General features: G+C 65.1%; 23 protein-coding genes. 5 read left to right on the forward strand and 18 right to left on the reverse strand.

Annotated elements, in window-relative coordinates:
- Positions 1–51 precede the first annotated feature (51 nt).
- From K359_RS0123795 to K359_RS0123830, 8 genes are all read right to left on the reverse strand, one after another.
- Positions 52–1,008 (reverse strand): GAF domain-containing protein, encoded by a 957-nt coding sequence (locus K359_RS0123795; protein WP_029081583.1) that lies wholly within the window; start codon positions 1,006–1,008, stop codon positions 52–54.
- Between the two features lie 204 nt (positions 1,009–1,212).
- The gene (lepB, locus tag K359_RS52780) at positions 1,213–1,953 is read right to left on the reverse strand and encodes a signal peptidase I (protein WP_051346331.1); all 741 of its coding nucleotides are present in this window, start codon (positions 1,951–1,953) and stop codon (positions 1,213–1,215) included.
- A 90-nt stretch (positions 1,954–2,043) separates the two neighbouring features.
- A complete protein-coding gene (locus tag K359_RS0123805; protein WP_029081584.1) occupies positions 2,044–3,180 on the reverse strand; it encodes a tlde1 domain-containing protein in 1,137 nt (378 codons plus the stop codon).
- 424 nt (positions 3,181–3,604) lie between these two features.
- Positions 3,605–4,300, reverse strand: a complete 696-nt coding sequence (locus K359_RS0123810) for a DUF899 family protein (RefSeq protein WP_029081585.1) — start codon at positions 4,298–4,300, stop codon at positions 3,605–3,607.
- Between the two features lie 79 nt (positions 4,301–4,379).
- Positions 4,380–5,882 carry a glycosyltransferase family 39 protein gene (locus tag K359_RS0123815; RefSeq protein ID WP_029081586.1) on the reverse strand — a complete coding sequence of 501 codons (1,503 nt, stop codon included), beginning with the start codon at positions 5,880–5,882 and terminating at the stop codon, positions 4,380–4,382.
- 7 nt (positions 5,883–5,889) lie between these two features.
- Positions 5,890–7,023, reverse strand: coding sequence for a glycosyltransferase family 2 protein (locus K359_RS0123820; protein WP_029081587.1), 1,134 nt, complete (start codon positions 7,021–7,023; stop codon positions 5,890–5,892).
- 251 nt (positions 7,024–7,274) lie between these two features.
- The gene (locus K359_RS0123825) at positions 7,275–7,478 is read right to left on the reverse strand and encodes a hypothetical protein (protein ID WP_029081588.1); all 204 of its coding nucleotides are present in this window, start codon (positions 7,476–7,478) and stop codon (positions 7,275–7,277) included.
- A 67-nt stretch (positions 7,479–7,545) separates the two neighbouring features.
- The gene (locus K359_RS0123830; protein ID WP_029081589.1) at positions 7,546–7,902 is read right to left on the reverse strand and encodes a hypothetical protein; all 357 of its coding nucleotides are present in this window, start codon (positions 7,900–7,902) and stop codon (positions 7,546–7,548) included.
- A gap of 136 nt (positions 7,903–8,038) precedes the next feature.
- On the opposite strand from K359_RS0123830, the gene K359_RS0123835 reads away from it, so the two are divergent.
- From K359_RS0123835 to dapD, 3 genes are all read left to right on the forward strand, one after another.
- Positions 8,039–8,866 carry a DUF72 domain-containing protein gene (locus K359_RS0123835; RefSeq protein WP_029081590.1) on the forward strand — a complete coding sequence of 276 codons (828 nt, stop codon included), beginning with the start codon at positions 8,039–8,041 and terminating at the stop codon, positions 8,864–8,866.
- Between the two features lie 11 nt (positions 8,867–8,877).
- Positions 8,878–9,339: a DUF488 family protein gene (locus K359_RS0123840; RefSeq protein WP_029081591.1), complete on the forward strand. Its 462-nt coding sequence runs from the start codon at positions 8,878–8,880 to the stop codon at positions 9,337–9,339.
- Positions 9,340–9,531: 192 nt separating this feature from the next.
- The gene (gene dapD / locus K359_RS0123845) at positions 9,532–10,503 is read left to right on the forward strand and encodes a 2,3,4,5-tetrahydropyridine-2,6-dicarboxylate N-succinyltransferase (RefSeq protein ID WP_029081592.1); all 972 of its coding nucleotides are present in this window, start codon (positions 9,532–9,534) and stop codon (positions 10,501–10,503) included.
- Between the two features lie 143 nt (positions 10,504–10,646).
- Here dapD and K359_RS0123850 read toward each other — a convergent pair whose 3' ends face one another.
- The 10 genes from K359_RS0123850 to K359_RS0123895 form a co-directional block, all read right to left on the reverse strand.
- Positions 10,647–11,576, reverse strand: coding sequence for a PhzF family phenazine biosynthesis protein (locus K359_RS0123850; protein ID WP_029081593.1), 930 nt, complete (start codon positions 11,574–11,576; stop codon positions 10,647–10,649).
- 180 nt (positions 11,577–11,756) lie between these two features.
- Positions 11,757–12,656, reverse strand: a complete 900-nt coding sequence (locus K359_RS0123855) for an amidohydrolase (RefSeq protein ID WP_029081594.1) — start codon at positions 12,654–12,656, stop codon at positions 11,757–11,759.
- A 15-nt stretch (positions 12,657–12,671) separates the two neighbouring features.
- The gene (locus tag K359_RS0123860; RefSeq protein WP_029081595.1) at positions 12,672–13,916 is read right to left on the reverse strand and encodes an MFS transporter; all 1,245 of its coding nucleotides are present in this window, start codon (positions 13,914–13,916) and stop codon (positions 12,672–12,674) included.
- A gap of 46 nt (positions 13,917–13,962) precedes the next feature.
- Entirely contained in the window at positions 13,963–14,691 is a 729-nt protein-coding gene (locus K359_RS0123865; RefSeq protein ID WP_029081596.1) for a GntR family transcriptional regulator, read from the reverse strand.
- A gap of 80 nt (positions 14,692–14,771) precedes the next feature.
- The gene (locus K359_RS0123870) at positions 14,772–16,088 is read right to left on the reverse strand and encodes an adenylate/guanylate cyclase domain-containing protein (protein WP_029081597.1); all 1,317 of its coding nucleotides are present in this window, start codon (positions 16,086–16,088) and stop codon (positions 14,772–14,774) included.
- 127 nt (positions 16,089–16,215) lie between these two features.
- Positions 16,216–17,379 carry an ABC transporter permease gene (locus tag K359_RS0123875; protein WP_029081598.1) on the reverse strand — a complete coding sequence of 388 codons (1,164 nt, stop codon included), beginning with the start codon at positions 17,377–17,379 and terminating at the stop codon, positions 16,216–16,218.
- Positions 17,380–17,385: 6 nt separating this feature from the next.
- Positions 17,386–18,345: an ABC transporter ATP-binding protein gene (locus tag K359_RS0123880; protein WP_029081599.1), complete on the reverse strand. Its 960-nt coding sequence runs from the start codon at positions 18,343–18,345 to the stop codon at positions 17,386–17,388.
- Entirely contained in the window at positions 18,342–19,139 is a 798-nt protein-coding gene (locus K359_RS0123885; protein ID WP_051346332.1) for an HlyD family secretion protein, read from the reverse strand. The genes K359_RS0123880 and K359_RS0123885 overlap by 4 nt, the downstream gene beginning before the upstream one ends.
- A complete protein-coding gene (locus K359_RS0123890; RefSeq protein ID WP_245284705.1) occupies positions 19,136–19,849 on the reverse strand; it encodes a TetR/AcrR family transcriptional regulator in 714 nt (237 codons plus the stop codon). Before K359_RS0123890 ends, K359_RS0123885 begins: the two co-directional genes overlap by 4 nt.
- 607 nt (positions 19,850–20,456) lie before the next feature.
- Positions 20,457–20,867 carry a DUF2000 family protein gene (locus K359_RS0123895; protein ID WP_029081602.1) on the reverse strand — a complete coding sequence of 137 codons (411 nt, stop codon included), beginning with the start codon at positions 20,865–20,867 and terminating at the stop codon, positions 20,457–20,459.
- A gap of 154 nt (positions 20,868–21,021) precedes the next feature.
- Here K359_RS0123895 and K359_RS0123900 point away from each other — a divergent pair, with 154 nt between their 5' ends.
- Together K359_RS0123900 and K359_RS0123905 are read left to right on the forward strand one after the other, a co-directional pair.
- The gene (locus K359_RS0123900) at positions 21,022–22,134 is read left to right on the forward strand and encodes a S9 family peptidase (RefSeq protein WP_029081603.1); all 1,113 of its coding nucleotides are present in this window, start codon (positions 21,022–21,024) and stop codon (positions 22,132–22,134) included.
- 117 nt (positions 22,135–22,251) lie between these two features.
- The gene (locus tag K359_RS0123905; RefSeq protein ID WP_165124427.1) at positions 22,252–22,866 is read left to right on the forward strand and encodes a tetratricopeptide repeat protein; all 615 of its coding nucleotides are present in this window, start codon (positions 22,252–22,254) and stop codon (positions 22,864–22,866) included.
- Positions 22,867–22,964: the final 98 nt, after the last annotated feature.

Raw genomic sequence — 22,964 nt, forward strand, 5'->3', positions numbered from 1 at the left:
GCTGAAAATAGAGCTAAGTGGGATGACGATTCGAAGAAGAGTCATCCCTTTCTAGCGGTGCAGGCCGAGCTGCTTCAGCTTGCGGTGCAATGTCGCGCGGGACATGTCGAGGTCCTTGGCCGCCCTGGACACATTGCCGCCGGCTCGCGCCAGCGCGCGCTGTAAGGCGGCGCGCTCGGCGGCGATCAGGCCGCCGTCGCTGTGCGCCTCACCGATCAGATCGGCCGCCGGCAATGGCCGCGCCAGCGACGCCGCGTTGAGGCCGAGCGCACGGCGCGCGGCCCGCGTTGCGCCGATCACCAGGTCGTCGCGATCGACTGCGAGCAGCGAATTGACGGCGCGCTCGCTCCGCGGCGTCAGCAGAATGCGCGCATCGGGAAACGCCCGACGGAAATTCTCGGCCTCGATCGCGCGCGCAGCATCCGTGACGGTGGTCGCGATTAGCCGGGAAAATCCGTCGGTCAGGTCGGCCCGGCAGGACGACACGTCGAGCGCGGCTGCAAGCTCGCCATGCTCGTCGAAGATCGGCGCGGTGGTGCAGAACAGACCGGAGTTGCGCGTGAAGAAGTGCTGTTCGCGGTCGATCGACAGCGGCCGCTTTTCGACGATGCAGGTGCCGATGCCGTTGGTCCCCTCGTATTTCTCGCTCCAGACCGCCCCGGTCCAGAGCCCCCATGCGTTGAACGTGGCGTCATCGGCGCAGGCGCCGCGCCGGTCGACGACGACGCCGTCACGGTCCGCCAGCAGCACCGAACAGCCAACCCCGCCCACGGCAAGGAACAGCCGGTCCAGCGTGTTCTGGGCCACTTTCAGGAATTCGCCGAGCCGCTGCTGCGCGGCGGCGATGTCAGCCTGGTCGAGACGATAGGACGGCAGGCGGCTCGCCGGATCGAGCGCATGCAGATGGCCGGAACGCCGCCACGACGCCGACAGGTCCGAGGGCGCTCCGCCACCGGCCAGCACGCCGAGAACCTTGTCCGTATGCACGACACCTGGCGACCGGCTCATGCCTCCCTCCCTGCTCCCCCGGGTTCTGCGACCCTCGGGAGCGCGGCGCTGTTGGCCCTGGCACCCTTGTATCCCGCAGGATATAGCGCTGCTAGCAGCCTTTCAAGGGACGGTCATTGCGACGTTCGGACAGGAACCGGCGATGCGCCGGTGGCCCCGTTCCAGGCAGCCGACTGCCGGTTCGGCGCGGGCACCGCGGCATCCCTAGTGGACAACCGTGCCCATCCGCTCCGTCCGGATCTCCCCATCGGGCGATCGGGAGAAATAGATCAGCCCGGCCCGGCCGATGATGTTCTCGAGCGGAATTGTGCCCATCGACCGCATGCGGCTATCCGTGGAATTGTCGCGGTTGTCGCCCAGCATGAAGAACTGACCGGCGGGCACGGTGAAGACGTTCGTGTTGTCGAGAAACGAGTTGTCGATGCAATCGAGCGTTTCGTAGCTCGCGCCGTTCGGCAGGGTCTCGCGCCAGCGCCGCGCACCGGCCTCGCCGCTCGATCCGCAGGGGTCGTCGCCGACGAAATCCGGCATCCGCTCGCGCGCCACGGCCGTCTCATTGATGATAAGCTGCCCGTTGCGCATCTGGATACGATCGCCGGGCAGCCCGACGACGCGCTTGATGTAATCGACGCGATCGTCCTTCGGCAGCCGGAACACCACCACGTCGCCGCGCGCCGGGGATGATCCGAAGATGCGCCCCTCGAACAGTTTTGGCGAGAACGGAAAGGAATAGTGGGTGTAGCCATAAGCGAATTTCGAGACGAAGACATAATCGCCGACCAGCACCGTCGGCATCATCGATCTGGCCGGGATATTGAAGGGCTGAAACAGCAAGGTGCGGAACAGCGGCAGCGACACGAACGGAAGCGCGACGATCACGACCAGCGCGATCAGCAGGATCTTGCCCCAGGGTCGCCGCCGGCCGGTTTCCTGCACGAGTGTCATGCGCCTGCCCTGCGCGAGGATTCACGTCGCCCAGGATAGCCGACGACGGCGGGACAGGCCAAGGGGGCAGCGCCCCGCAGTGAACCGCGCCTACTGAACCCTCGCGAGCACCGCGAGGCGGCGGATGCCCTTGTTGCGATAGGCGTCGAGGAACGCGTAATAGTCCTTGAACGAGACGCAGCCGTTGGAGTCACCGTTCGGGCCGAGCATGAAGGTGTGCGCGAGCAGGCCGTCGCGGTTGAAGATCTTGCCCTCGCCGCCGATCGGATTGAGCCGCAGCGCCGGCACGCCGTGGAAGAGCGCCTCGCGCGGCTTGAGCTCGTAAATGTGCGGCGGCGTCACGCCGACCATCTTCAGATGCGAGGATCTGGGATCGTCGAGCCTGGAGCCGAGGCCCGAATGCGCCTCGAGGCGCGTGCCGTCCGGCAGATACACGGTCCTGGCCGAGATGTCGTAGACCGCAGTCTGGCGGTCATAGGGCGGCGAGCCGCCGAGCATCGGATTCTGGTCCAGCGTCGAGGGGATGCTGCCGGTCACATTGGCATCGGCGGATGCGAAGGAGAGCAGACCGCCGCTCGCCTCGCGCTTGCCCCACAGCTTCTCGACCATGGTCTGCCGCTCGCTCGATGCGATCGACAGCACCGCGGCCTTGGCCCGCGCGGCCATGTCGCGGACGCCGCCGGATTTCGCAGCCTGCCTGGCTTCGGCGGGCTTCGCTTCCTTGGGCTGAACCGTTGCGGAGGGATCGTTGAGCGCCACCTGCAGATTGGCGGCGGCTTCCTTCTTGGCGGTCTCGACCGACTTCGGCGCCGGCAGTGGCTTCGATGTCTCGGCGAGCTTGGCCGAGGCAACGGCCCTCGCCCCTTCGGCGACCTTGGGCGCAGCCGCCTGCTTGATCGGGTCGATCTGCGGCGCGGCGTCGGCCAAGGCGCTGGACGGCACGCTGGAGGCCACGCCCTCGGGCGAGGCGGCCGCAAACCGATCGTTAAACATAAGCGAAGGTGCCGGGGCTTCCGACTTCGCGACCTCGCTCTTGGCGGGAGCCGCCGGTGCCGGCGTCAGGGACGCGAACACCTCGTTGAACGCCGGCGCCGGCCGTGCGGCGACCGCCGCGGGCCGCTTGACCACCGGCGCATCGAACGCCGCATTGTCCACTGATGGGTAGACGCCCGCCGCGAAGATGTTGGCGTAGACGGTCCAGGCGCAGCCAAGCACCAGCCCCGCCACCGCGGCGCTGCCGAGGAAATGCTGTGGGAGGATTTTTCGGGAAGCTTTCTTGCGGCTTGGCGCCCCAAGAACATACGCACTCGCACTCGTACCCATACGCCCGACGCTCAAAACAGGTCCACCTTTGTCCCTCACTCGACGACAGGTCGAACGGATGTTCGGCTCAACGTCGCGCGGGGGCACAGACGGCCATTAAGGCGACTTTTAGTTAAATGCGACTTAACCGGATGCGATCCCCTGCAACGCGGGAAGTGCCTGTGGCATCGGGCTTTTTTAAGATGGCAATGGACCGCCAAAGCGGCTTTTCTGTCCCATCATGGGACATTCCGGCACGCAGTTCCACCTGCTGCATGCCGCAATCAATGAGGGGAGAATTTCCTTGCCGATCACCCCGGATTCGCGCGGGGATTGAGCAAGAATCTCCTCAGTAGCTGAGCTTCGGATACCAGTCCTTGCCGCGTCCTTCGGGCGTGGTGTCGAGCACGGCCCAGAGCGGATCCAGGTCCGGCGCGCCGCGCGGATCCTGGCCGGGGTCGACGGTGCCGGCCCCCATTTCGCCGGCCCAGAAATGACGGATCGTGCCGTTGTGGCGCGTGAAGACATTGTAGCCGGGCACGTCGCCGTCATCCCTGCTGACATAGTCGCGCGTGTAGTCACCCGACGCATCGGAATAGACCTTGTGGCGCGTCCAGCCACGCGCCCGCTTCGCCTCGATCAGCCGCGCGATCGGCGAGCGCGCCACGAACACGAACGCCACGCGCTGCTCGATATCGAGCAGCTTCTCTTCCCACGTGGCCATGAACGACGTGCACATCGGACACGGCTTCTCGCGCTGCGGGCCGAACATGTAGCTGTAGATGATCAGCGTCTGCTTGCTGCCCAACAGATCGCCGAGCGACGCCACGCCGGCCTCGCCGGTGAACTCGTAGGCCCTTGTCACCTCGCCGCCCGGCGGCAATGCGCGGCGCAGCTCGGCCACGCGCTCGATATGCCGGCGCAGCTCGATCTCTTCGACGAGCAGCTCCTGGCGCGCGCGACGATATTCGGCGCTCTCATTGGGAAAACGCCTGGCATTGGTCTTGGCGAGTTCGGCAGCGGGCTTCAGGACGGAACTGGTCATGTCGGGACCTCGTGTGGTTGACGGGTACCCTGGAAGACGAACCGGAACCGGCCGGTCCGACATTCGACTTCAATGATTTCTACTGCAGTTCCGGCGGCGGCGAGCGGTCGAGCACGTCGCCCTTTGGACCTTCCAGCAGATCGAGCGCATAGGTCTCGACAACCAGCGGCCCGCGCATGCGTTTGGCCTCGGCGATGGTTTCGACACGGGCGAAATTGTCGCGCAGCGAAGCCGGCATCGTCTGTTCGAGCTCATGCACATACAGCAGCTTGCCGGACAGCTGGGCCGGGCTCGGCTCAGGCATGTTGACCCAGCGAATGCGCTGGCCCTGCTGCGCCACGCAGCTGCCCTTGGGGAGATAGAAGGCAAGCCAGCCGACGGTGCCGTAGTCCGGCGCCAGCACGCAGGTCGCACCGCTACGCGCGCGCGCCGCCTCGATCTCGTCGGCGAGCTCCTGCCAGCCGACACCAACGCTGCGCACGGTGGCGTCGCGACGATAGCCGGAAAGCATGCCGGTGTTCGCCTGCACGATCAGCAGCGCGAACAGCACGACGCCGACCGGCGCGGCCCAACAGCGGCAGAAATCGATCGTGCGCTGCTCGCGCGGCGCCCACTGCACCTGGATCGCTGCAACCGCGGCCGCCACCGCAAAGGCGGGATAAACCGGCGCGAACCAGTTGGCCTCGACCCGCGCATGCAGCGCGTGCCAGGTGAAGTAGACGACGATGGTCCAGAACATCGTATTGATCAGCACGCGCGCGCCCATCGCGCCGGCGCGACGCCGAGAGAGCGCGTAGAGGCCCATCACGCCGAGAATGAAGACCAGCGGCGTCGCGAACGCGAACTGCGTCGGGATCAGCTCGGCGATATAGGTCGGCCGGAAATCCTCGATCCGGGCGCGGCCCATTTGCTTGATGAAGGACACCCATTGGTGATCGGCATTCCAGCGGATGACCGGCGCAAACAGGCCGGCCGCGACCAGGCCGCCGAGATAGAGCCAAGGCGAGAGAAACCAGCGCCGCAGCTTCGGCACCGTCGCAAGCCAGATCAGGATCGCGGGACCAAAGAACAGCGCGGTGTATTTCGACAGCAGCGCCACACCGGCGCTGGCGCCGACCGCCAGCCACCAGGCGCCGCGGCCGGTCTCCAGCACCTTGGCGAGCGAGAACAGCAACAGGCTGGCAGCAACGAGCAGCGGCGCATCCGGCGTCACGATCAGCGTGCCGACGGCCGCCATCAGCGTGACGTTGAGCAGGATCGTCGCGCTCGCGGCGATGCGCTGGCCGCCGAACAGCAGCTCGGCCGCCCGGTAGATCGCCCAGCTCATCGGCAGCGCGAGCAGGATCGACACCAGCCGCACCCCGAACGGCGTGTCGCCCGCGATCATGGTGCCGAGCCGGATCACGATCGCCACCATCGGCGGATGGTCGTAATAGCCGCCGGCGAGCGACTTCGACCACATCCAGTAGTAGGCTTCGTCGAAGGTCAGCGGCGTCCATGCGGCGGCGGCCAGCCGCAGCACCACGAGCGCGCACACCGCAACGGCGGTGTTCCGGGCAAGCCGCGCCTCGTTCGCGTTCATGCCACCGTCATCGCTTGCGCCAGACGAACAGCCCGGACATCGCGTAGTTCCACACCACGCCCATCAGCGCGCCGGCTGCGCCCGCAAGCCACCAGATCGGCTCCTGGTCGTAGACCGAGAACGCGACGCCGACATTGGCGAGCAGGCCGACACTGCAGACCAGATAGAACAGCAACAGGCCGCGCAGGATGCCAAACCCCTTCAGCCGCTGGTCGCGGTAGGTCAGGAAGTTGTTGAGGATGAAGTTGCTGGTCATCGCGACGATCGCGCCGGCTGCCTGAGCCTCCGGGAATGGTGCCTTGAACAGTTCCAGCGAGATGAACAGCACGCCGAGATGCACCAGCAGGCCGAGCCCGCCGACGGCTGCGAACAGAATGAAGCGCAGCGAGATCAGGTCATTGGTCAGCTTCGCCAGCACCAGGCCAAGGAAGTCGAGCGCGACCATCGAGTCAAGCTTGCTCTCGCCATGCTGGCGGGCACCGAAGGTGAAGGGTATTTCGACCGTGCGCAGCTTGCCTTCCCCGGTCGCCACCACGTCGAGCAGGATCTTGAAGCCCTGCGTCGACAGCTGCGGCGCCAGCTGCTCGAAACGGTCGCGGCGGATCATGAAGAAGCCGCTCATGGGGTCGGCGATCTCGACCTTCAACGTGCGGCGCGCGATCTCGGTGGCGAAGGCGCTGGCACCGGCGCGCTGCTTGTTGAAGCCGTCGGCCTTGTAGCCCTCGATATAGCGGCTGCCGACCACGAGCTCGGCCTCGCCGCTCTGCAGCAGCGCCACCATCTTCGGCAGCTGGGTCTCGTCATGCTGCAGATCGGCATCCATGACGGCGGCGTAAGGCGCGCTCGATGCCAGGATGCCCTCGATGCAGGCGCCGGACAGGCCACGCCGGCCGATTCGGCGAATGCAGCGCACGCGGGAATCCTTCCGCGCCAGCTCACGCACCACGTCCCAGGTTCCATCGGGCGAATTGTCATCGACGAAGATGACTTCCCACGACACGTCCTTCAGGATCGCATCAAGCCGGCGGTACAGCACCGTGACATTGGCGCGTTCGTTGAAGGTCGGGACGACCACCGAAAGCTGCGGCAGACGTGCTGCCTGCGACAGGGTTTCGGGGCCCGGCTTGATGGCTTCGTTCATGAGCGCCAGCGTATAGCCGCAGCCTCCCCCGCTGCCAAGGCGGGCCGAACCGAACGCTGTCTCGGGAAGCGGGAAAACGGGGCCAAAATACCCCTGAAAATACCAACGACCACGAACAAGGGGGGCGCGCGTACATCCGGCGCAGCCGACATTGCCGTGGTCGTCCCAGCGCCGGAGCCCTTACAAGCTGCAACGTCGCCGTTCCAGGCTAAATGGGAAGCCCCCGAGCGGTCCGCAAGAGGCGCAGGGCGCTAGTTGTTCGGGACGTCCCGGATGACGGGGCCGCGGGGCACCGGGGCCGCCGGCGCAGCTTCCGCGGCAGGAGCAGCCCGCGCCGCCGCGGGCTGGGCGGGATTGCGGATCTGGCTGGGCGACGGCCCATAGATAAACGCCGCCGCCAGCACGATGGCTGCGACCACCGCGCCCAAAAAGCCTGCCGTCGATTGTGAGTTCATGCCGCCGATCCCCTCGCCTGCGGGGATTGATATCAAAAATCGACCGCCCGCAACAGGATTTGGGAACCTATTTGGCTGCGGCCTTGCGCCGGACGAAGGCGGTCACGATGTCCTTCTGCGCAAGCTCGATCGCGCGGTTGGCGGTCGTCAGCTGCGCATCGGCGTCCTGCTTCGGAAATTGCAGCGACAGGAAGTCGATCAGCGACACCCGGAAGTTCTGCCGCTCCGAGGGACAGACACTGGCGATCAGTGAGGTGAATTCCTGGTCGGACATCGTCTTGTTGCTGTCGCGGGGATATTCGCGGGCGAGACAATTCCAGTAGGCGTCGCGGCCGGTGATCGCGAGCTTGTGCGCATCGTCGACCTCGTCGGCCATCGCAGCTGACGACGTGATCAAGAGGACGGCCGCAACCAGTATGCGCATTGTTGTACTCCCGTTTTTCGGCATCCTAGCCAACACCGGCAAGCACGATAAGCACCGCCGCGCAAATCTGGCAAACTGGCCAATCACGATTATTTTGACTACTCTCCATGTTCCCTCCTTCACGATGAGTGCAGTCGTGGCCAAAGCTCCCACCAAGGCGACCAAGACGAACGCAGGCAACATCTATATCGGCATCGGCGGCTGGACCTTCGAGCCGTGGCGCGGGGTGTTCTATCCGGAGAAGCTCACGCAGGCGAAGGAGCTGTCCTACGCGGCGTCGAAGCTGACCTCGATCGAGATCAACGGCACCTATTACGGATCGCAGAAGCCGGAGAGCTTTCGCAAATGGGCCAGCGAGGTGCCCGACGGCTTCATCTTCTCGCTGAAGGGACCGCGCTTTGCCACCAACCGCCGCGTGCTCGCCGAGGCCGGCGATTCGGTGAAGCGGTTTTACGATTCGGGCGTGCTGGAATTGAAGGACCGGCTCGGACCGGTGCTTTGGCAGTTTGCGCCGACCAAGAAGTTCGACGGCGCCGATTTCGGCAAATTCCTCGAATTGTTGCCGCGCAAACTCGACGGCCGCGCGCTGCGCCACGTCGTCGAGGTGCGCCACGACAGCTTTTGCGTTCCTGAATTCATCGCGCTGCTGCGCCAGTTCGAGGTGCCCGTGGTGTTCGCCGAGCACGGCAAATATCCGGCGATTGCCGACCTCGCCAGCGACTTCGTCTATGCCCGGCTGCAGAAAGGCGATGACGAACTGAAGACCTGCTATCCGCCGAAGCAGCTCGACGCCTGGGCCAAGCGGTTCCAGGACTGGGCCGGCGGCGGCGAGCCCGACGACCTGCCGAAGGTCGACAAGACCGCGCCGAAGAAGGCGCCGCGCGACGTGTTCGCTTACGTGATCCACGAGGGCAAGATCCGCGCGCCGGCGGGCGCGATGGAGCTGATCGAACGGGTGAAGTGAGGGAGGTAGCGATGGCGAAGGCATCGAGGCTGTTCACCATCGGCTACGAGCAGACGCCGTCGAAGGCGGTGCTCGACGAGCTCCAGCACGCCGGCGTCAAGCTATTGGTCGACGTCCGCGCGGTTGCCTCCTCGCGCCGCCCCGGCTTCTCCAAGAGCCAACTCGCCGCGGGCCTCAATGAGCGCGGCATCGCCTACGTCCATCTGCGCGGCCTCGGCACGCCGAAGAGCGGCCGGGAGGCCGCGCGCAGCGGGCAATATGCGGTGCTGCACAAGATCTATTCGGCCCACCTGAAGACGGTGCAGGCCAAGGAGGAGCTCGACGAGCTGTCGTCGCTGGTCAAGAAATCCGGCCCGGTCTGCATCCTCTGCTACGAGCGCGACCACGAGCATTGTCACCGCCGCTGGATCGCCGAGATCATCGAGGAGCGCGACGGGGTCAAGATCGAGAACCTGGCCGCGCCGCAGGTCTAGGACGCGGACTCATCATGCCGCAGCCATAGCCTAGTTGACGCGAGTTGAACGAAGCCAAGTGGACATCACCCGTCGAGTCCCCCGCTGAATCCGTCGAAAATCAACCCAAAGCGAACGTGTTTGAGAATGCAGAAGTTGCTAATTCCAGCTCGCGTATGCATTATGTGCAGGGTCGTACTGTGAGCAATTCAAATGGCGATGGAGCTGAAGGGCGCGAGAGGCGAGGGATTTGCGACGATTACCGCTGACGGTTGCGTGTTAGATTCCTGGTTTCTCCAGCTGCGCCTGGTTGTGGAGGCCGACAAGGCGGCAACGGTACGGCTGTCGACGGACGAACTCAAAAGATCGTTGGGTGAATCAGCAGACGGATATGCGCGACACGATGACATCCGCAATGTCGACATCGTTCCAATCCGTGCAGAAATCGACTCCCTTGCATCTGCGCCGACTGATGTGCACGACGCGTATCTTCGACTCCATCTATTGAGCCACCGGCTCGTCCAGCCAAATTGCCTGAACCTTGAAGGAATTTTCAGTCTGTTACCTAACGTTGCCTGGACGACCCTCGGTCCCTGTGAATGCTCTCGTGTACCGGAAGCACGAATGTTAGCACGAAAGCGTGCCCTCGCGTTTGAGGTGACAGGCGTGGATAAGTTTCCGCGCATGACTGACTATGTGACGCCTGCGGACGTGAGAATTGCAGATGCGGATCGCGTAAGGCTCGGAGCCTACCTGGCGCCGGGCACGACCGTTATGCATGAAGGCTTTTGCAATTTTAATGCAGGTACGCTCGGTCCCTGCATGGTCGAAGGCCGGATAAGCGCCGGTGTGGTTGTGGGAAGTGGCAGCGACGTCGGTGGCGGAGCGTCGATCATGGGCACTCTGTCCGGAGGAGGGAAAGAGAGGATTACAGTCGGTGAGCGCTGCCTGATCGGAGCCAACGCCGGTATCGGCATTTCATTGGGTGACGATTGTATCGTCGAAGCGGGCTGTTATGTCACGGCAGGTGCGCGCATCCTTTTGGAAGATGGCCGAGTACTGAAAGCCAAAGAACTCTCAGGCCAGAAGGGCCTTCTTTTTCGTCGTAACTCCCAGAGCGGCGCTCTTGAGGCAACCAGACGCACACCAAATTGGGACGGCCTCAACTCGCAACTTCACAGCTAGGCAGCTCACGCGAAGAAGTCGTCGGCGACATGTGGCGCGTCAGCGATGTCGCCTTCCGGCCCCTCGCGTCATTTTGCTGCGGCTGCACAAAGCGGCCGTTATCGGAGCGAAGCGGACGTCATGAGAACTTTTGAGTACGCGCCCTAGCTTCGGCTCTCACCCTCCTCCCCCGCGACGCTGATCGTCCCCTCCATCATCTTCACGCAGCCGCCGCCGACATGCACGGACGCGATTGCGCCGCCCTGCTTGCGGACCCGCGTCAGCAACAGGCTCGGCCGGCCCATGTCGACACCCTGCCCGATCCGCAGCCGCAACTCGCCGTCACGCGCGGGATCGATATCGGCGAGCAGCGCCGCGCAGGCCGCGGTCGCACTGCCGGTGGCGGGATCCTCGGACAGGCCGCTGGCGCCAGGATGGAACATGCGCGCCTGCAGGTCGAGCGGCTGCTCGCTCGCCGGCACGTCGCGCGTATAGAAATAGATGGCGTCGCTTCCGATATGCGGCAACACCCTGGCGAACGCCGCCGCATCGGGCCGGGCGCGCTTGACTGCCTCGCGCGAAGCGATGTCGACCACCAGGAACGGCAGGCCGACCGAGACGACCTGCGGCGCATGCTGATTGGTCTTCACGTCGTCCGCCGACAGCGACAGGCAGGCGGCGGCATCGGCCGCGCTCACCTCGTTGGTCCGCTGCAATGGTTGCGGCGCCGTCAGCTCGGCGCCGATCACCTTGCCCCCGTCAGACAGGATCTCGACCGGCACGAGACCCGCCCTCTCCTCGAACCGCAATCGCGCCGGCGCCTTCGCTGCCTGGCTCGCCAGCACGAAGGCGGTGCCGACATTGGGATGGCCGGCGAACGGAATTTCCGAGCGCACGGTGAAGATGCGAACCTGGGCGTCGTTGTCCCTGTCCTGCGGCGGCAAGACGAAGGTCGTCTCGGAATAGTTGAACTCGGTCGCGATCGCCTGCATTTGCGCCGTCGACAGCCCGCCGGCGTCGAGCACCACGCCGAGCGGGTTGCCGCCGAAGGCGCGGTCGGTGAAAACGTCGACGGTGATATAGCGCCGCTGCATCTTGCTTGTCCCTGTGCTCCGGTCACTCGCGACCGATGGCGTCATCGTAGCACAGAAGCAACGACGCCCTTCAGAGCACTCGGTGCAATCACGCGCGCCTTGTTTGAGCATGATCTCCGCGCAAACGCGTTCCGCGTTTGTCGCGAGGGAAAACCGCTTCGCACTTTTCCGGATCATGCTTTAGAAGCGAAACAGCTCGCGTGGTGACGCGAGCACGCGCGCGCGCTCATCGGCATCGGTGACGAGCTCGTCCAGGAATTTGCGGTTCTTCGCGTAGCTCTGCGTCGCCTCGAATTGCGTGTGCGGCCAGTCGCTGCCCCACAGCAGCCGGTCGACGCCGTAGGCCCTGCGTAGCAACGGATAGGCCTGTTTCGCAAATGCCTCGCCGGCCGCGCCGTTGCGATAGGGCGCCGAAATCTTGACCCAGACGTTTCGCGTCGCGCCAAGCTTGAGGACCGACTGGAATCCGGGATCGTCGATGCCGAGTTTTGGATCGGGCAAGGCAAAGTGATCGAGCACAACTTTCACGCCCTGGTCGAGCAGCGTTGGCGCGAACATCGCGAGATCGCTCGCGTTGCGCTGGATCTCGATCTGCCAGTCGAGCGTCCTGATCTGTGCCAGCAGCGCCGTCCAGTCCGACGACGTCAGATCGGGAAGCTGCTGGCCGACCAGATTGAGACGGATGCCGACCACGCCGGCGCGGTCGAGCGCGCGAAGCTCATCCGCCGCGACGCCGGGATCGACCACGGCGATGCCGTGCAGCCGGCCGTTGGTCGCCTTCAGGCATTCGACCAGATAGGAATTGTCGGTGCCGAGAAAGCTCGGCTGCACCAGCACGCCATTGGTGATGCCGTTCTGGTCGAGCTGCTGCAGATAGAGATCAAGCGGCGCGTCGTAATCGGGCGCATAGCGCCGGCCCGGTGCGAGCTTCAGGCCGCGATGGAAGACGTGGGCGTGAGTATCGATCGCTGATTGTCGCACCTCAGCCCTCACCCTGCTCGCCAGCCCGCCTGCTGCCACAGCGCCAATCAATCCCGCGGCAAACCGGCGCCGCGTCACCCCATGTTCGCGTGATGTCATGATCGTCCCTCATCATCACGCGCGCGTCGCGGCGGCCTGCTCGAAGACCTTGCCGCGGGTCTCCGGCAACATCAGCACGGCGACCAGCACCAGCGAATAGGCGAAGGCCGCGTCGATCCCGATCGCCGCACCAAGGCCGATGTGATCGCTGAGATAGCCGACCAGGAACGGGAACGCCGCAGAGACGATGCGGCCGAAATTGTAGCAGAAGCCGACGCCGGTGCCGCGCACTCCGGTCGGATAGAGCTCGCTGAACAGCGCCGCCATGCTGGCGGGAATGCCCGCCGAGAAGAAGCCGAGCGGGAAACCGAGCACCAGCATCTGCGAATTGGACAGCGGCGCGAAGATGTAGACCAGCACCGTCACCACGCAGGCCGCGGCGAACAGCGTCACATTGGCGCGCCGGCCGATCCGATCGCTGATGATCCCTGACACCACGCAGCCGCAGAAGAACGCGACGATGATCACGGCAAGATACGCGCTGGAGCCGAGCACCGAGAGGTGCCGCACCTCGCGCAGATAAGTCGGCAGGAATGTGGTCAGCGCCGCATAGCCGCCATGGGCACCGATGCCGAACAGGCCGCCGATCAAGGTCGCACGCAGGACGTCGCGGTGAAAGATTCCGGCGAGTGTGGCGAAGAACGGAGGCTCGGCCTCGCGCGAAGCGGCGCGCGGCGGCTCCTTCAAGCCGCGGCGGATATACAGGATCAAAAGCGCCGGGATCAGGCCGACGGCGAACAGGATGCGCCAGGCGATATCGGCCGGCGCGTAAGTGAAGACCAGCGCCGACAGCAGCACCGCGGCGCCCCAGCCGACCGCCCAGGCGCTCTGCACCGCGCCGAGCGCCTTGCCGCGATGCTCGGCGCGAATGATCTCCGCCATCAGCACCGCGCCGCAGGCCCATTCGGCGCCGAAGCCGATGCCCTGGATCGCCTTCAGCACCAGGAGCTGGGGGTAGCTTGTTGCGAAGGCGCAGGCGAAGGTCGCCAGCGCAAAGGTCGCGACCGTGATCTGCAGCGCCTTCACCCGGCCGAAGCGGTCGCCGAGCGCACCGCCAAGCCAGCCGCCGAACGCGCCGAAGAACAGCGTGACCGAGCCAAGCAGGCCGGCGTCGGCCTTGTTGATCCCGAACGCTGCAATCAGCGCCGGAATGGCGAGGCTGAACATCTGGACGTCGAGCGCATCGAGCCCCCAGCCGCCAAAGCTTGCCCAGAAGGTGCGCCGTTCGAGCGGCGAGCATTCGCTGTACCAGTTTGCCATCATTCCTCCCTGTGATTTTATGTGTTGTTCTGTGTTGATGCCGCGCTCACCTGATCTCGGCGTGGTAGCGGAAGCGATCCGCCGGCCCGCGCGAGCGGCGCCATTCGATCGGCCGCCGCTCCAGATCGAAGGCCAGGCGCTCGATCACGATCAGCGGTGCGTTGGCCTCGAGCCGCAGCAGGCGCGACTGCATCTCGGTCGCGATCTCGACGGTGAGGATTTCATCGGCCGAGACCACGACCTGGCCGCAGCGATCCTCGTAGAGCGGATACAGCAAGTCGCCGAACTCGGAGGTCGCGAGCGCGAGGATCGCCTCGAAGCGCGATCTCTCGAGCCAGATCTCCTCGGCGAGCAGCGGCACGTCGTCGATCAGACGTAGCCGCGACAGGCTGATGACGGGCTCGCCGACGCCAATGCGCAGCGCCGAGGCGACCGCCGTGGTCGCCGGCATCGCCTTCCGCCGCAGGATGCGGCTCTGCGGCACGCGGCGCTCGCCGCTCTCGGACTGGAAGCGGAAGAAGCGGAACAGCGAGGAATTGAACCGCGCGCGGCGCACGAAGGTGCCGCGGCCCTGCTGGCGCTCCAGCACACCGTCTGAGACCAGCTGATCGATCGCCTTGCGCACGGTGCCGATCGCGACGCCGTAATGCGCGCCGAGCTCGGCCTCGGAGGGGATCAGGTCCCCCGGACGCCATTCATTGCGGTTGATGCGCGCCGCGAGATCGTCGCGGAGACGCTGGTAGCGCGGCAGGCGGTCGTCGAGAGCTGAATTCATCTAGTCATCTATATGAATATATGACTGGACGTCAATCACTACCTAAATACCTCAGGCTATTTGAATGCAGCGTCCTAGCCCTACCCCAGCTGCCAGACCGGCACCGGGTGCTCGTACCCCCGCACCGGGATCTCGCCGCGCGAGACGGCGTCCTTGCACTCCTCGCCGAGCGCGTCGCGCACCGCGGACGAGATCAAAAACTGCGAGCCGAGCTCCTTATTGAGCGCCTCGAGCCGCGCGGCGAAATTCACGGTGTCGCCGATCACGGTGTATTCCTTGCGCCGCGGCGAGCCGATATTGCCAGCCACGACCTCGCCGATATGGATGCCGATCCCGATGCGCAGCGGCCAGCTCGACGCTGCGTTGGTGCGTTCATTGGCCGCGAGCATTTCGCGGGCCGCGGCGACCGCCTGATGCGCGGCGTCGCCGGCCTCGAACGGCGCGCCGAACAGCGCGAGAAAGCCGTCGCCCAGAAACTTGTTCACGATGCCGCCATGCCGATCGAGGATCTCGACCAGCACGGCAAAGGCGCCGTCGAGCCTATCAACCACCTCCTGCGGCGAGCGCGTGCGCGCGCCGGCGGTGAAGCTGCGGAAATCGACGAACATCACGGCGACGCGCCGGATGTCGCTCCCGGTCGAGGCGCCTTCCGTCATCAAACGTTCGACCACCTGCGGCGAGACGTGCTGGCCGAACAGGTTGGTAATGCGGTCGCGCGCGGTGGCAGCCATGATGCTGGCGCCAAACTGAAGCCGCAGTTGCCGGCCGACGGCGCCGGCAAGGATGCCCGAGACCAGAATCACGACGCTGCGCGCGGCGTGGTAGAAGAAATCCGGCGCGGGATCGAGCGTCCCCTCGGGGCGATAATACATCGCCATCCAGAACAGCTGCGAGGCCGCGACGAAGCCGGTGAACGCCGACAGCCAGAAATCGAGCCGCAAGGTCGAGGCGATGATAAAAATGAAATAGACCAGCGGTGCGACCCAGCCGAGCGCCGCGACAGGGCCCATGCTGTCGATGTGCAGCGCAAGCGCGACGGTGGGCATCGACGTCTCGATCAGGGCGCCGACATAGCGCCTGAACACCGGCAGGTCGCGATCCTGCTTCATGTGCCTGGTGATCGCGCCATGCACCCACAATTCGAACAGGATGAACGGCGCGATGACGGAATAGAGATAAGACGGCTTGAAATTGCCGTGCCACACCCGGACCAGCGCTTCGGGGGCAATGAAGTAGATCGTGCAGGTGATCACCGAGAATCCTGCGGCGATGGCGATCAGCACCTTGATGCGGAGCAGCTCGGTGGTCATCACCTCGCGCATCAGGGCGTGATGGAAGTCCGTTGCGACGGTCGCGCCGCTTCCCGCGCTGTCGTTACTACCCCAGAACCCGGCCATTTCCCCTCGCCCGTCATTCCGGGGCGCGAAGCGAACCCGGAATCTCGAGATTCCCCGATGCGCAATTGCGCATCTGCGGTTCGCCTCTTCGAGGCGCCCCGGAATGAATTGTCACGTCCATTCTGCCTCAATCAAGCGTGCGGCGGAAGCGCGTCACGGCCACCGTCATGGCGAACAGCATCAGGGCGGCCAGCGCGATGGTGTCGTATTGCAGGTTCTGCATGGCGGCGCCCTTCAGCATGATGGCGCGGACGATGCGGACGAAATGGGTCAGCGGCAGCCCCTCGCCGATATATTGCGCCCAGACCGGCATGCCCGCGAACGGAAACATGAAACCGGACAGCAGGATGCTCGGAAGGAAGAACATCATCGAGAGCTGCATCGCCTGCAGCTGGTTCTGCACGATGGTCGAGAAAGTGTAGCCGATCGATAGATTGGTGGTGATGAACAGCGTGGTGAGCAGCGCCAGCAGCGTGAGGCTGCCGAGGATCGGCACGCCGAACAGCACGATGCCGATGGCGATGATCAGCGTGGCCTGGATGAAGCCGACCAGCACATAGGGGATGATCTTGCCGAACATCACCTCGACCGGCTTGATCGGCATTGACAGCAGGCTCTCCATGGTGCCGCGCTCGATCTCGCGCGTCACCGACAGCGCTGTGAAGATCAGCATGGTCATGGTCAGGATGGTCCCGACCAGGCCGGGCACGATGTTGAGGCGCGAGTCCGCCGCCGGGTTGTAGCGGGCATGGGCGCGGATCTCGAACGGCATCTCCGGCGGATCGCCGATGTGCAGGTCATGCGCCAGCGCCGACTGCACCAGCGGCCCGAGCGCGCCGAGCGCCGAGCCCGACGCCACCGGGTCGGTGGCGTCGGCCGCGACCAGCAGCGCCGGCTTGTCGCCGCGCCGTACCGCGCGCTCGAAGCCGCGCGGGATCTCGACCCCGAACAGCACCTTGCCGGATTGCAGGAGATCGTCGAACTCCGCGACGGTGTGGACCTCGCGGGTGAAATGGAAATAGGCGGTGTTCTGCATCGCCTTCAGGATCGAACGCCCGAGATCGCTGTCCTCCTGGGTCAGCACCGCGGTCGGCAGATTGCGCGGCGTGGTGTTGATGGCGTAGCCGAACAGCGTCAGCTGCATCACCGGCAGCATGATGATCATGGCGAACGAGACGCGATCGCGGCGAAGCTGGATGAATTCCTTGACCAGCATCGCGTAGCTGCGCCGCCAGAAGCCGAATGCCGGCTCCCTGGTCTCGTCATTGTGGATCGTATCCGCTGCGCTCATCGGAACCTATCCTTGAAAATTGTCCTTGGAGCGCCCCATCAGGTCGATGAAGACGTCTTCGAGCGACGGCTCGCTCGGCTGCCAGCGCCACTTCGGATTGTCGCGATAGGGCGCGATGGCGGCCTCGAGCGCGGCCTTGTCGCGGCCGGAGACGTGCAGGCTGGTGCCGAACGGCGCCACCATGTCGACGCCGGGCTTGCCGGTGAGCTCGGTCATCAGCCCGTTGAAATCCTCGCCCGTTACCGTCCAGGTCGACAGCGCGGAGGCTGCGATCACCTCGTCCACCGTGCCGTGCGCGAGCAGGTGACCGTAGGCGATATAGGCGATCTCGTGACAGCGCTCGGCCTCGTCCATGTAATGGGTCGAGACCAGCACGGTGAGGCCGTCGGCGGCGAGCGCGTGGATCTCGTTCCAGAAGTCGCGCCGCGCCTTGGGATCGACGCCCGCGGTCGGCTCGTCCAGCAGCAGCAATTGCGGATTGGGCAGCGTGCAGGCGCCGAGCGCCAGCCGCTGCTTCCAGCCGCCGGACAGATTGGCGGCGAGCTGGTCCTCGCGGCCCTTGAGGCCGATGCGTGCGATCATGTCGCGCGCGGCGCCACGCGCATCCGGCATGCCGTAGAGCCGCGCCACGAATTCCAGGTTCTCGCGCACCGACAGATCCTGGTAGAGGCTGAAGCGCTGCGTCATGTAGCCGACCTTGCGCTTGATCTTGTCGGCATCGCGCCGGATATCGTAGCCGAGGCAGGTGCCCTCGCCGCTGTCGGGCGTCAACAGGCCGCACAGGATGCGGATGGTCGTGGTCTTGCCGCTGCCGTTCGGACCGAGGAAGCCGTAGATCGAGCCGCGCTTGACCTGCATCGAGAGGTCATGGACGACCTCTCGCCCGCCGAACGATTTGCTGAGGCCCTTCACATCGATGGCGATGCCGGATGCGTTGGGCCGCGCGCTGGTCGGGCCGCTGTTCATCTGCGGTCCGCCAACGGCGTCTTGGGATTGTTCTTGGGGTTGAGGTAGATGCTGATCGGCTGGCCGACGCGCAGCACATCGGGCCGGCTCGGCCGCGCCTGGATCAGATAGACCAGCTTGTTGCGCTCATCGAGGCTGTAGATCACCGGCGGCGTGTACTCCGCCGTGGTGGCGATGAAATAGATTTTTGCGGTGAGATCGGCGGCGCAATTGTCGCAGGTCACCCTCACCTCGTCGCCGAGCGCGAGCTTCGGCAACTCGGCCTCCGGCACGAAGAAGCGCAGCTTCATGTTGCCGGGCGGCATGATCGACAGCACCGGCCGCTGCGCCTGCACCATCTCGCCCTCACGGAAATAGATCTGCTGGATCGCGCCTGCGATCGGCGCAAAGCCCTTGCGGCGATCGAGCCGGGTCTGCGAGCTCACGACGCGGGCCTCGGCGACGCGCAGCGCCGAGAGCGTGGCATCCAGATTGGCCTGGGTGCCGGCACCGGTGCCGCGCAGCGAGGCCGCGCGGTCGTAGCTCTGCTGGGCGTTCGCCAGTGTCGCGTTGTTCTGGTTGAGATCGGCGCGCTGCAAATCGTCATCGACCGAATAGAGCTGATCGCCGGGCTTGACCTCGTCGCCCTCGCGCACATTGAGCTTGATCACGCGGCCGGATTCATCGGGGCTGACGAAGATCATGTCGGCTTCGACCCAGCCCTGGAAGCCGGGATCCCGCTTTTCCTGGCAACCGGCGAGCGCCGCCGCCAGCGCGACCACGGTCACCAGCTTCATCATGCGCGGCGAGGTCATGTTGTCCTCCGTTCGCCGAAGATCAGATCGAGATGCACCTTGAACATCGCGAGCCCGTCGAGCGGTGCATGCCGGGCAAACAGGCTCTGCCAGATCACTGCGACGATCGCGGGCGCGACGACCAGCTGCGGAAATTGCCCGAGCTCCCGGTGCTTGATCTCGCCGCGCGTGATCGCGAGCTGGACCAGCGCCCGCATGCCGGCGAGGCCCTTCGACACCACCTCGCGGAAATAGAAATCGGCGATCGCCGGAAAGCGCGGCCCTTCCGAAACAATCAGGCGGATGATGTCGCCGCGGCGGGTCGCCACGACCTCGCGGATGAAGGTCTCGGCAAATCCCTCCACCGCGTCGCGCACGGGACCCTTGATGGTCGGAAGCGCGGTCATGCGGCTGATCAGCGGCACCAGCGCGGTGCGGATCAGCTCCTCGAACATCGATTCCTTGTCCTTGAAGTAGAGGTAGAGCGTGCCCTTGGCGACGCCCGCCCGTTTGGCGACGTCGTCGAGCCGGGTCGCGGCAAAGCCGCGGGCAATGAACTCGTCCATCGCCGCCTCGACGATCGCCGCCCGCCGCTCCGCCGATTTCTCGGCACGGTTCGCGACTGGCTTCGGCTCGGACAGTTTGGCCGAGGCCACCTTCGGGACCCTCGCCGCGGCGGCCCGGATCGTGGTCCGGCGCCTGGCAGACGGGGTGCGGGTCGATGTTTTCATGCGCTTGGTCATGCTCATATTATGACTGACTGGTCAGTCATTGTCAATATGATGGAAGAAGGCGTCCCGTGACGTTAAGTGTTCCTATCCGGCGGCAGGTCGTCAGGACGCGCCTGAACCCCATCTCTCGCCGTCATTGTTCGGCGTCATCACCCGCGCATGCGGGTGATCCAGTATTCCAGAGACGCCAGTGCTTGAGTCCAGAAGCCGCGGCGTACTGGATCGCCCGGTCAAGCCGGGCGATGACAGTTGTGGATGAGAATGCAGCTTCGCATTCGTCGCCCGACTTTCTCCGCACACGCCACCGTCGTCCCGGCCTAGTGCGCAATTGCGCACGGGGGGCCGGGACCCATAACCACAGGGTTGTGTTGTTGGAAACAGGCTGTTGCCCCAGCGTCACCCAACAATTCGCATTTATGGTAATGGGTCCCAGCCCCCCGTGCGCAATTGCGCACAAGGCCGGGACGACACCGAATATGCGGCGCGGCTTGTGCGAAGCGATACCCATCATCTGCGCCGCGGACATGAATCGATGGGTTTCGCTTCCGCCTTCGCTCTCCGAGCTACGGCGGACAAGTCGCTCCACCTGTCCTACGTGCGCTGTCCGCTACGTGTGAAACTTCAGCCCGTCGAGGATCTTGTCGACCACCTTGCGCTCGGCGCGAAAAGCGAGACCGACCAGGTTGAGCTCGGTGCGTGCGACCGCCTTCACTACCTCGCGGTTGGCGGCGTCATGCGTGGTCCTGAACATGTCCTCGGTGTAGAGCGCCGGCCGCACGTCGCGCGCCAGCGCGCGTTCCAGCGCCCGTGACAGCTGCGCGCGGTCGGCGCCGTAGATCAGGATCGGCTGGCCGATCAGGGAGAGATATCTGGTCCCCGAGCCGTCCTCGTAATTGTCGCCGATACATTCAGGGAAGGAAGCTGCGATGCCGCCGGCAAGAAAGGACGCCACGTTGAGCTTCTGCCAGACTTCCAGGTCGGTGCGGATCACGACCGCGATCTTGGTGTCGAACTGCATCGCGGGAGTTTAGCGGCAACGCGCCGCTTCAGGCCAGTCCCGTCGATGCAAACCTTGCCTTCATATTCGCACCAGCCGGACGCTCCTTTCTGCTCGCTGCATCGCGCGGCTCCATGATAAGGCTCGCTCGCGGCCCCTGCCCTGAGGGTTTGACATGCGAATTTTGCTCGCGCTGCTGCTGTCGTTCGTCACCGTCGCGCATGCCGAGGACCGCGGCCTGCTGCCCGGCCTGATCGCCGCGCCGCTGCTGTTGCCCGTCAACATCTCCGGCAAGGACCTGACGCTCGACGCCTACGTCATTCGCCCGGATCGGCCCGGCCGGTTTCCGCTGGTGATCATGACGCATGGCACGCCGAGCGGTGGCGAGGGCTTCTTCGACAAGATCACTCGGCGCACGCCGATCAGCTTCAACCTCGCCGCTATCGCACTGGCGCGGCGCGGCTACGCGACGCTCTCCATCATGCGCCGCGGCTTCGGACGATCGGGCGGCGGCTATTCGGAGGGACTGCCTGCGCCCTGCGACTACACTTCAGGGGTGCGCATCGGCGCCGACGATGTCATCGAGGCGATGTCAGCCGTGCGCAACGAGCCCTGGGTCAACGGCGATCACATCCTGCTGCTCGGACACTCCACCGGCGGGCTGACCATGCTCGCCGCGGCGGAGCGCAATCCGGCCGGGGTCGTGGGTATCCTGAACTTCGACGGCGGTTACCAGTCAACGGTCAAGCCAGACGAACCTTGTGCGCCTGAGCGTCTCGTCGAAACCGTGGCGGCGCTAAGCCGAGCTGTGCGCGTGCCCGCGCTGTGGCTCTACGCCGAAAACGACCAATTCTACGGCCCTGATCTGGTGCACCAGATGTTCGCCGCCTACACCGCGGGCGGGGCGCCGGCGCGATTGCAGATCCTGCCGCCGTTCGGCAAAAACGGCCACGACCTCGTGACCGAGGGCGCGGCCAGCAGATGGCTGCCGATCGTCGAACCGTTCCTGGCCGAGCTGAAGCTGCCAAGCGCGGCTGCGATCGATCTGCCGGAGCCCACCGCGCTTCCTGCACCGCCCGGTCTTTCGCCGGGCTGCCAGAAGATGTTTGCCCGCTACACAAGCTATCGCAGCGATGCCAAGGCCTTTGCCGTCGACGACAAGGGCGGCTGCGGCTCCAGCAACGGCAGGACGGTCGCCGAAGCGCGCGACAATGCCATCGCGGAGTGCTCCAACAAGGACAGCGCGTGCCATGTCTATGCCGCTGGCCAGCACGTTGGCGAGAACTGAACAGCGCAGTTGTGGATGCTCCAGCACCAATTCCCTGAACCCGCCATTCCGCGTCCGCGACAAAGGGGTGGGCATGCGGCTTCGCGATGCCCGAACCTTGTCATTCGGACCTCATCGATGGCGAAACGCCGTTCGTCAAAGTCTTCCGCCTGGATGATCTGCACCGTCCTCGCGCTCGCGTGGCCCGCGATCTCCGTGCGCGCCGAGGCCGTGCTGAATGACAAATGCACCGGAAAGCCCGATATCGCGTGGGAGGCGCAGATCGCAGGATGCAGCGCTGTGATCGCGTCAGGCAAGCTGGCTGGAAAGGATTTTGCAAAAGCCCTCACCTACCGCGCCCAGGCCTATGCGCAGACCGGCGATCTCGACCGCAGCCTTGCCGATATCGAGCAGGTGATCCGGCTCGAGCCCGACGATGCCTTTGCGGTCGGCGCGCGCGGCGACATCTTTCTGGTGCGGAAGGATTACGACCATGCGCTCGCCGACTACAGCAAGGCGGCCGCGCTGGCGCCCGACTTCGATCTCGCGTTGATCGGCCGCGGCATCGTGTTTCTGGCGACCGGCAAATACGACAATGCGGTCGCCGAATTCGATTCAGCGCTCCGGCTGCAACCGGCCTCCGCCGCGGCGCTGTACTGGCGTGGCATCACCAAACGCCAGCAGGGCGATGTTGCGGCGGGCGAGGCAGACATCGCTGCGGCGAAGAAGATCTATGCGCATGTCGACCGCTAGCCATGCGGCTAGCCTGGCGTCGCAGGCCCGGACGCGCCGGCCAGGAAAGCAATAGGCAGTTCCTGCGCCGCGTAGTAAGCTCCGCGGGTTTGATGACC

This window comes from Bradyrhizobium sp. th-b2, assembly GCF_000426785.1.
GTDB classification, from domain to species: Bacteria; Pseudomonadota; Alphaproteobacteria; order Rhizobiales; family Xanthobacteraceae; genus Bradyrhizobium; species Bradyrhizobium septentrionale.